Genomic DNA, 7,309 nt, shown 5'->3' with positions numbered 1-7,309 from the left:
ACCAGATCGTTGATGTGTGTTGCCACGCATGGAACCAGTTCGCCAGCCAACCCGACACCATCCGAAATCTTTGCTCCCGTAAATGGGCTTTATTAATATGATAATCTATTGGGATTGGTATAACTTGTAGCCGGGTTTATAACCCAGCCTAATAGTTCCCTGATACCTGAGCCACGGGCAAAAGTTTCTGGATGCCTGATTTCGCCGATTATTTCAACGTCAATGTGCTGATTTTAGCGCAATGAACCGAAACTAGCTAACGTGATTTATACCACCTAGCGTCACTAACTGTGACGGTTTGCTTAGGCATCCCACGCGCTATAAGTTATAGGTTGAAAAATTAAACCCTATAATCCAGGCAAATTCATCACATAATGTAGTTGGCTATTTTGTACCAACCGGAAAACCTGGGCTGGGATTTAAGCGGCCTGAAAAAATATGCCGGGAATATTGAAATCTGCCAGACGTTGGATGAAATCATCGAAAAGCTCAAATTGGAAGCGCGTTATGGCGGACATTTTGTGTTGATGAGTAATGGCAGTTTTGGGAGGATTTATCAGCGGTTTCAGGATGCTTTAGCGTAGGCGAATTACGACTGCATGGATGCAGTAGGTAGGGCAACGCATGGAGCGGTTGCCGAGACGCGCAAACATACGACTTATCCGTTTTGTTTGTCCTCTGGGCGCGTCGTAATCCGCCATATCGACAGATACCACATTCGGCGGGTTACGCCGCGCATGAACATCGGTAGTTGTTTTGTCTCAGTGGATTTGCGAATCCGGTTCGCGACTGGACCAAGTGCAGCCGCCAAATTACGTTCTTCGGGATCGTAGGGTGCTGTGGTAATGCCGCTTAAGTCACTTGGAAGAGCTATTCCCTGTTTACCAGGGTGAACGGCAAAAGCTCTTCGACGGCCCAACTTTCCGATGAACATACCCAGTTCGAAAAGCACATTATCTCGGGCTACAGGCTTGGTTTCTCCCCGAGTGTGCAGTTGGTCATCCGGTGTGAACACGAAAACGGCGTGGTGAAACTCCAATACGGCTGCTTCCAAAGCTTCCAGTGTGGAAGTGCCTAGACCGAAGACTGTTCCTTGGTTCCAGACGACCACCGAGAAATCATTAGCCAGCAGTTCTTGTAGCTTATTCGCTATTTTCAGGCCTTCGGACGATGAACCAATGAATATACGGGCTCGACCATCACGCTCCAAACCGTCATTGAGAATTCGGGCCAGCCAAAGCAAATAGATTTTCAAGGGCGGAAAACTGAGAGGCGGATAGCATCCCATCGCCGCTAACAAGGTTACGCCTACACTCGTCACAAAGCGCACGTGCTCGCATACTTTTGACGATATCCTGTTTGTCGATCTTCCGGTCAAATACGCATCCACGCGAATCGTCGTGGTTTCGATGGTTTGGGGAAATGAAGCTGAGCGCATATCTCGCAAAGTAATATATAAAGTAGGCAACCATTCGGTCAGTCGGGATAATGACATCGGGGACAAGTGATGTCGTAAGGACGGCAATTCCTTTCTCAGCGCGGTGGCTACCAAATAGATTTCCAAATCTGCTTCCTTCCAATTCAGAATCAATTGCCGCAATTAGGAACGGGTAATAGCCTCGTACCTCAGTGCGGATACGTTCCATTTGATCGAAAAACTCGGAAATCTTATTGTGTTCAAATGTGCGCATCTGTAACCGTCTAGCGAGATCGTCGGAAGCAGATGAAAACAGAAACTCATTTTGCTCTGAATTCGCCAACGCAATTGCAGCGGGAAGGTCAGCGAGTCCCTTTTCACCCACAAGGACAACTTCAATTGGAACTTTTGCCATACGTTGCTCTAACGGAACCGAAGCCTAACGCAAAGTAGACACCTTTTTAGGTGTTTTGTAATACTGCGTAAAACCAAAAAATAGGTGTATTTCATTTACCAATCTTTCGATTTTTCATGATAGTATCTGATTTATTTTTCGATAGCAACATTTCTATTTACTCTTAACACCTTTTTATGCAAACCCGTCCTACACCGCACATCACCCTTCCTAAACTGCTTGACCAGGTGCGTGACCGCATTCGCGTCAAGCATTACAGCATTCGTACTGAGGCGCAATATGTGCAGTGGATCAGGCGATTTATTTTGTTTCTGGACAAACGGCATCCTGCTGAAATAGGTGCGGTGGAGGTGGATGCGTTTTTGACGCATCTGGCGGTTGAAGGGAATGTGTCGGCTTCGACGCAAAATCAGGCGTTGTCGGCGCTGTTGTTTTTGTACAAGGAGGTGTTGGCGGTGGATTTGCCGTGGCTGGGCAATGTGGTGCGCGCCAAGCGCCCGCAACGTTTGCCGGTGGTGTTGACGCGCTCGGAGGTGCGGGAGGTACTGGTGCGGATGAAGGGTGTGTATGGGCTGATGGCAAATTTGTTGTATGGTACCGGATTGCGGTTGATGGAATGTGTGTGTTTACGGGTTAAGGATGTGGATTTTGAGCGTGGCGAGATTCTGGTGCGTGAGGGCAAGGGCGGTAAGGATAGGGTGACAATGTTACCGTCTTCGGTGGTGGTAGGATTGCAGGCGCATCTAGTGCAACGGCGGGCGTTGTTTGAAGATGACAAACGCATCGGCAAGGCAGAGGTTTTTCTGCCGGATGCGACGGACCGCAAATATCCTAACGCTGCAACAGACTGGGCTTGGCAGTATATTTTTTGTGCCGGCAGTTATTCAGTTGATCCACGCAGTGGCAGAGAGCGTCGTCATCATATTGATGAGAAGCTGTTGCAACGGGCGATGAAGAAAGCCGTGCAGGCGGCGGGGATCGTAAAACCCGCCACGCCGCATACGTTGCGGCATTCTTTTGCCACGCATTTGCTGGAGGCGGGTTATGACATTCGTACGGTGCAGGAACTACTTGGGCATGTGGATGTCAGTACGATGATGATTTATACGCATGTGCTGAACAAAGGAGGTAGGGGCGTATTGAGTCCATTGGATCAGTTGTGAGGGTCATGTGGTCTATCAGGATGGGCTAAGCAATTAGATTCTAAGCAAGTGTTAATCTGCGGGTGGCTAAGCCTTGACCATCATTAACGGTAGTAAATAACGCCATATTTACTTATAGTATCCTGTTTAATCAAACTTTTCATCCGATCTCAAGGGATCGTACTAAATCTTGCCCCGGACAAGTAGGGTCTGTGTTGGGCATTGCGTACTTAGGAATTATGGAACAAAACAACCTCACGCTTGGAATTTCTGGTTTTACTTACCCTGATCTCTATGATTCTAGCCGTCTTAAAGATTTGTTGGATGTGTTCGATGCGTCCGTAAAACAGCATGATGCCGACTTATTCAACCGGTTCGCTGCTTATCGGCAAAATCAAGGTGAGAGTCTTGAACCTGAGGCTCTATCCGATTTATTGGTCAGTATGGGGCCTTATGTCGGGCAGTTTGTTGCGACTTTATTTAACGTGACTGAACAACATCAGGCGCAGGCCGAAAAAATAAAAGACGAGTTTGCGACTATTTTTACCTATAAAAATGAAGTCGTCGCCAAGCTGAATCTGGCTTTTAAGGATCAGGATGTCAACACTTGGGATAAGGCCGCCATCAACAGGCGTTTTGATCTGCTGGTTGCCGCAGCTTTCCCTGAAGCGGTAGAGGACAGCGATTCCGAGCATCGCGTAGCGCGTGTGGGTGCTGCCATCGGCTTGTTGTCGGCGCATTACAAGCTCATTGCCAAAGGCAAAGAGAGTGATTACGCAAATGCTGATGAGGCTGTGCAGGTTCTGCGTAATAAACTCTCGGCACATCAACAGGCCGTAGTGGAATTCAAAGATATCCTTGATCTTCAAGACCCAGCCGAATTTGTCCAGGGTTTAATGGATAGTGTGCAGCAGTGGAGCTTTGTCGCCCAAAACGATCCGCATATTACTGAGGGCTGGCTCAGTTTTAAATTTCCTGAAAAGCGCGATTTTAATCATCTGGTCGAACACGACGTTGTCAATAAAGGTGAATTCACGGCCTGGATGGGCGAGTTAAACCATCGCCGTCGCCGCGATGGTTTTAAATTGACTGACCCGCGTTTTCAGCAAAGGGAAGTGTTGTCGGAAGTCGATCATTGTATTTATTGTCATGAGCGCGATACGGATTCCTGCTCAAAAGGCATGATTAACAAGAAAACCAATCTCTTTAAAGTCGATCCCTTGGGCGTGACGACGACCGGCTGTCCACTGGATGAAAAAATCTCCGAGATGCATCTGGTCAAACGCAATGGCGACAATATTGGCGCGTTGGCGATTGTCATTATCGACAATCCCATGTGCCCAGGTACCGGGCACCGTATCTGCAACGATTGCATGAAGGGGTGTATCTATCAAAAAACTGATCCGGTCAACATTCCGCAAATTGAAACCAATGTGTTGACGGATGTGTTATTCATGCCTTACGGCTTTGAGATTTACAGCTTGTTGACGCGCTGGAATCCGTTGAACGTCAAACGGCCTTATATGTTGCCCTATAACGGTAAGAATGCGTTGGTGGTGGGCTTGGGCCCCGCCGGTTACACCATGAGCCATTATTTGTTGAATGAAGGTTTTGGCGTTGCCGGAATAGATGCGTTAAAACTTGAGCCATTGCCCACCTACCTAACGGGCGACAGTACCACACTGCCTGTGCCGGTTGTGAATTTCAAGGAACTGTACGAACAACTCGACGAACGTATTCTGGCGGGTTTTGGCGGCGTGGCCGAATACGGTATCACCGTGCGCTGGGACAAGAACTTCCTGAAAGTGATTTACCTGACCCTGCTCAGGCGGCAAGCCTTTCGCGCTTACGGCGGTGTGCGCTTTGGCGGCACGATCACCATTGATGATGCCTGGGATATGGGTTTCCATCATATCTGTATCGCTTCCGGTGCCGGTAAGCCGACGATTATCGGCCTAATAAACAACTTGATCCGGGGTATCCGCAAAGCCTCTGATTTTTTGATGGCGCTGCAACTGACCGGGGCCGCCAAGGCTTCATCCCTGGCAAATTTGCAGGTGCGCCTGCCAGCAGGCGTTATCGGCGGTGGTTTGACGGCGATTGACACCGCCACCGAACTGATGGCGTATTATCCCGTTCAGGTCGAAAAAATTCTCAACCGTTACGAGGCGTTGGTCAACGTCTACGGTGAAAGTGCGGTAAGAAACCGTTACGATAAGGAAGAAACCCTGATTCTTGATGAGTTTTTGACGCATGGCAGGGCAATTCAAACAGAACGCAAACGCGCTGATGCGGGGGGAGAACAACCGAATTTCCAACCGTTAGTCGAAAAATGGGGTGGGGTGACTTTGTTCTATCGGAAAGGCATGAAAGATGCCCCCGCCTACCGCCAAAATCATGAAGAAATTGCCGAAGCTTTGGAAGAGGGGATTGCTCTCGCCGAAGGCATGAGTCCGCTGATTGCATTGGCTGATGAGTACGGGCATCTTAATGCCGTCGAGTTTGAAAAATTGGTTATGGAAGATGACCGTTGGAAAAGCTCGGGGGAGATCGTGAAAGTCCCTCTACGCGGCCTTTATATTGCCGCGGGTACGTCGCCCAACACGATTTATCAAAGTGAATATCCCGATACCTTCATGATGGACAAGCATTTTTTCCAACGCTTTGAACCGGAATGGACAAACGGCGAATTAACACTAGTGCCCATGCACGATGAGGAAGCACCCAAACTAGGCAAACCTGCACCGCTGACCTCGTACCAAAAGAACGGCAAATACATCAGTTTTTATGGCGACAACCATCCGGTGTATGCGGGTAATGTCGTTAAGGCGATGGCGAGTGCAAAAAATGGTTATCCTTATGTCGTCAAACTGTTTGAGAAAGAACTGGCGCTGTTAAACCCGGCGCAGCAAAAAGAACGCGATACTGCTCTGGCAAAATTATTTGCTAGACTGGATGAGGCTTTCACTGCCACCATCGTCGCTATTAACCGCTTGACCCCGACCATTATTGAGGTGGTTGTGAAAGCGCCGATGGCAGCGGAGAAATTTTTTCCAGGCCAGTTTTACCGGGTGCAGAATTTTGAAGCCCATGCGCCCGTGGTCGAAAATACCGTGTTAACTTCGGAAGGTTTGGCATTGACGGGTGCTGAAGTTGACAAGGAAAAAGGCACGATCTCCCTGATTGCCTTGGAAATGGGCTCATCATCGCGCTTATGTGCCAATTGGAACGTGGGCGATCCACTCGTCATCATGGGAGTGACCGGAACGCCGACTGATATTCCGACTGGACAAACCGTCATGCTCATCGGCGGCGGTTTGGGCAATGCGGTTTTATTTTCCATCGGCAAGGCCTTACGGGCTGCGGGTAATCGCGTGATTTATTTTGCCGGTTATAAATACAGGCAAGATGTGTTCAAGACCGGGGATATCGAAGCCGCATCCGATATTATTATCTGGGCGGTAGATAAGGCTCCCGATGTACAAGCCATCAAGCCCACCCGTCCCCAAGACAAAACCTTTGTCGGCAACATTCTTGAGTGTATGGTCGCGTATGCCAAGGGTGAGCTGGGCGAGCAACCCATTTCCCTTGCCGATGTCGATCATCTTATCGTCATCGGCTCTGACCGGATGATGGCGGCGGTTAAAACGGCGCGTTACGATGTGTTGAAACCTTTCTTAAAAAAAGCGCATCATGCTATCGGTTCCATCAATTCGCCCATGCAGTGCATGATGAAAGGCATCTGCGCCCAGTGTTTGTGCAAACATGTTGAACCTGAGACCGGTAAGGAATACTTTGTGTACTCTTGTTACAACCAGGATCAGGATTTGGACAGGGTCGATTTCCCTCATCTTAATGCACGGCTCAGGCAAAATACTGTGCAAGAAAAATTGTCTAACCTGTGGCTGGATTATTTGCTGTCACGGAACAAGGATGGTACGAGTGGCGTAGCGACCGGTAAGTAGTTGCGGGAACTTACCTGATGAATGTCTGATCTTACTGTTATTAAATTAGGGGCCTAACGATGAAAATAATAATCACTTTGTTATTGTTCGCTGTAACCTTGTTAGGAATAAACAGTAATGCAGGACAGACACCAGGTGCCAACATGCAAACAGAAAACTCGCCAAACAAGAATAGACAGCGCTACAGTAAACCTGCGGATGATGTCCTAAAAAAAACGCTGACACCTTTGCAATATAAGGTAACGCAGGAAGAAAGTACGGAACCCCCGTTCAAAAATACGTACTGGGACGAAAAAAGGGATGGGATATATGTCGATGTTGTCAGTGGGGAGCCGCTGTTTTCATCGCTAGATAAATTCGATTCCGGCAC

5 protein-coding genes and 1 pseudogene are annotated in these 7,309 nt (G+C 48.5%); 4 read left to right on the top strand and 2 right to left on the bottom strand.

Annotation, left to right across the window (positions count from 1 at the left end):
* The first annotated feature begins 380 nt into the window (after nt 1-380).
* The gene (locus ACLQ6D_RS05515; RefSeq protein ID WP_411726285.1) at nt 381-584 is read left to right on the top strand and encodes a hypothetical protein; all 204 of its coding nucleotides are present in this window, start codon (nt 381-383) and stop codon (nt 582-584) included.
* Between the two features lie 74 nt (nt 585-658).
* On the opposite strand, the gene ACLQ6D_RS05510 is transcribed toward ACLQ6D_RS05515, so the two are convergent.
* Together ACLQ6D_RS05510 and ACLQ6D_RS05505 are read right to left on the bottom strand one after the other, a co-directional pair.
* Entirely contained in the window at nt 659-1,243 is a 585-nt protein-coding gene (locus ACLQ6D_RS05510; RefSeq protein WP_411726284.1) for a nucleotide-binding protein, read from the bottom strand.
* Nucleotides 1,215-1,832 (bottom strand): hypothetical protein, encoded by a 618-nt coding sequence (locus tag ACLQ6D_RS05505; RefSeq protein WP_411726283.1) that lies wholly within the window; start codon nt 1,830-1,832, stop codon nt 1,215-1,217. The genes ACLQ6D_RS05510 and ACLQ6D_RS05505 overlap by 29 nt, the downstream gene beginning before the upstream one ends.
* A 176-nt stretch (nt 1,833-2,008) precedes the next feature.
* On the opposite strand from ACLQ6D_RS05505, the gene ACLQ6D_RS05500 reads away from it, so the two are divergent.
* From ACLQ6D_RS05500 to ACLQ6D_RS05490, 3 genes and pseudogenes are all read left to right on the top strand, one after another.
* On the top strand, nt 2,009-2,995 hold the full coding sequence (locus ACLQ6D_RS05500; RefSeq protein WP_411726282.1) for an integron integrase: 987 nt from the start codon (nt 2,009-2,011) through the stop codon (nt 2,993-2,995).
* A 218-nt stretch (nt 2,996-3,213) separates the two neighbouring features.
* Entirely contained in the window at nt 3,214-6,939 is a 3,726-nt protein-coding gene (locus tag ACLQ6D_RS05495; protein ID WP_411726281.1) for a pyridine nucleotide-disulfide oxidoreductase, read from the top strand.
* Nucleotides 6,940-7,145: 206 nt separating this feature from the next.
* Nucleotides 7,146-7,309, top strand: a pseudogene (locus ACLQ6D_RS05490) (peptide-methionine (R)-S-oxide reductase); the annotation flags it as partial.

Source organism: Methyloglobulus sp., from assembly GCF_046714055.1.
Taxonomy (GTDB): domain Bacteria; phylum Pseudomonadota; class Gammaproteobacteria; order Methylococcales; family Methylomonadaceae; genus Methyloglobulus.
This window is presented reverse-complemented; position numbering and strand designations above follow the sequence as displayed.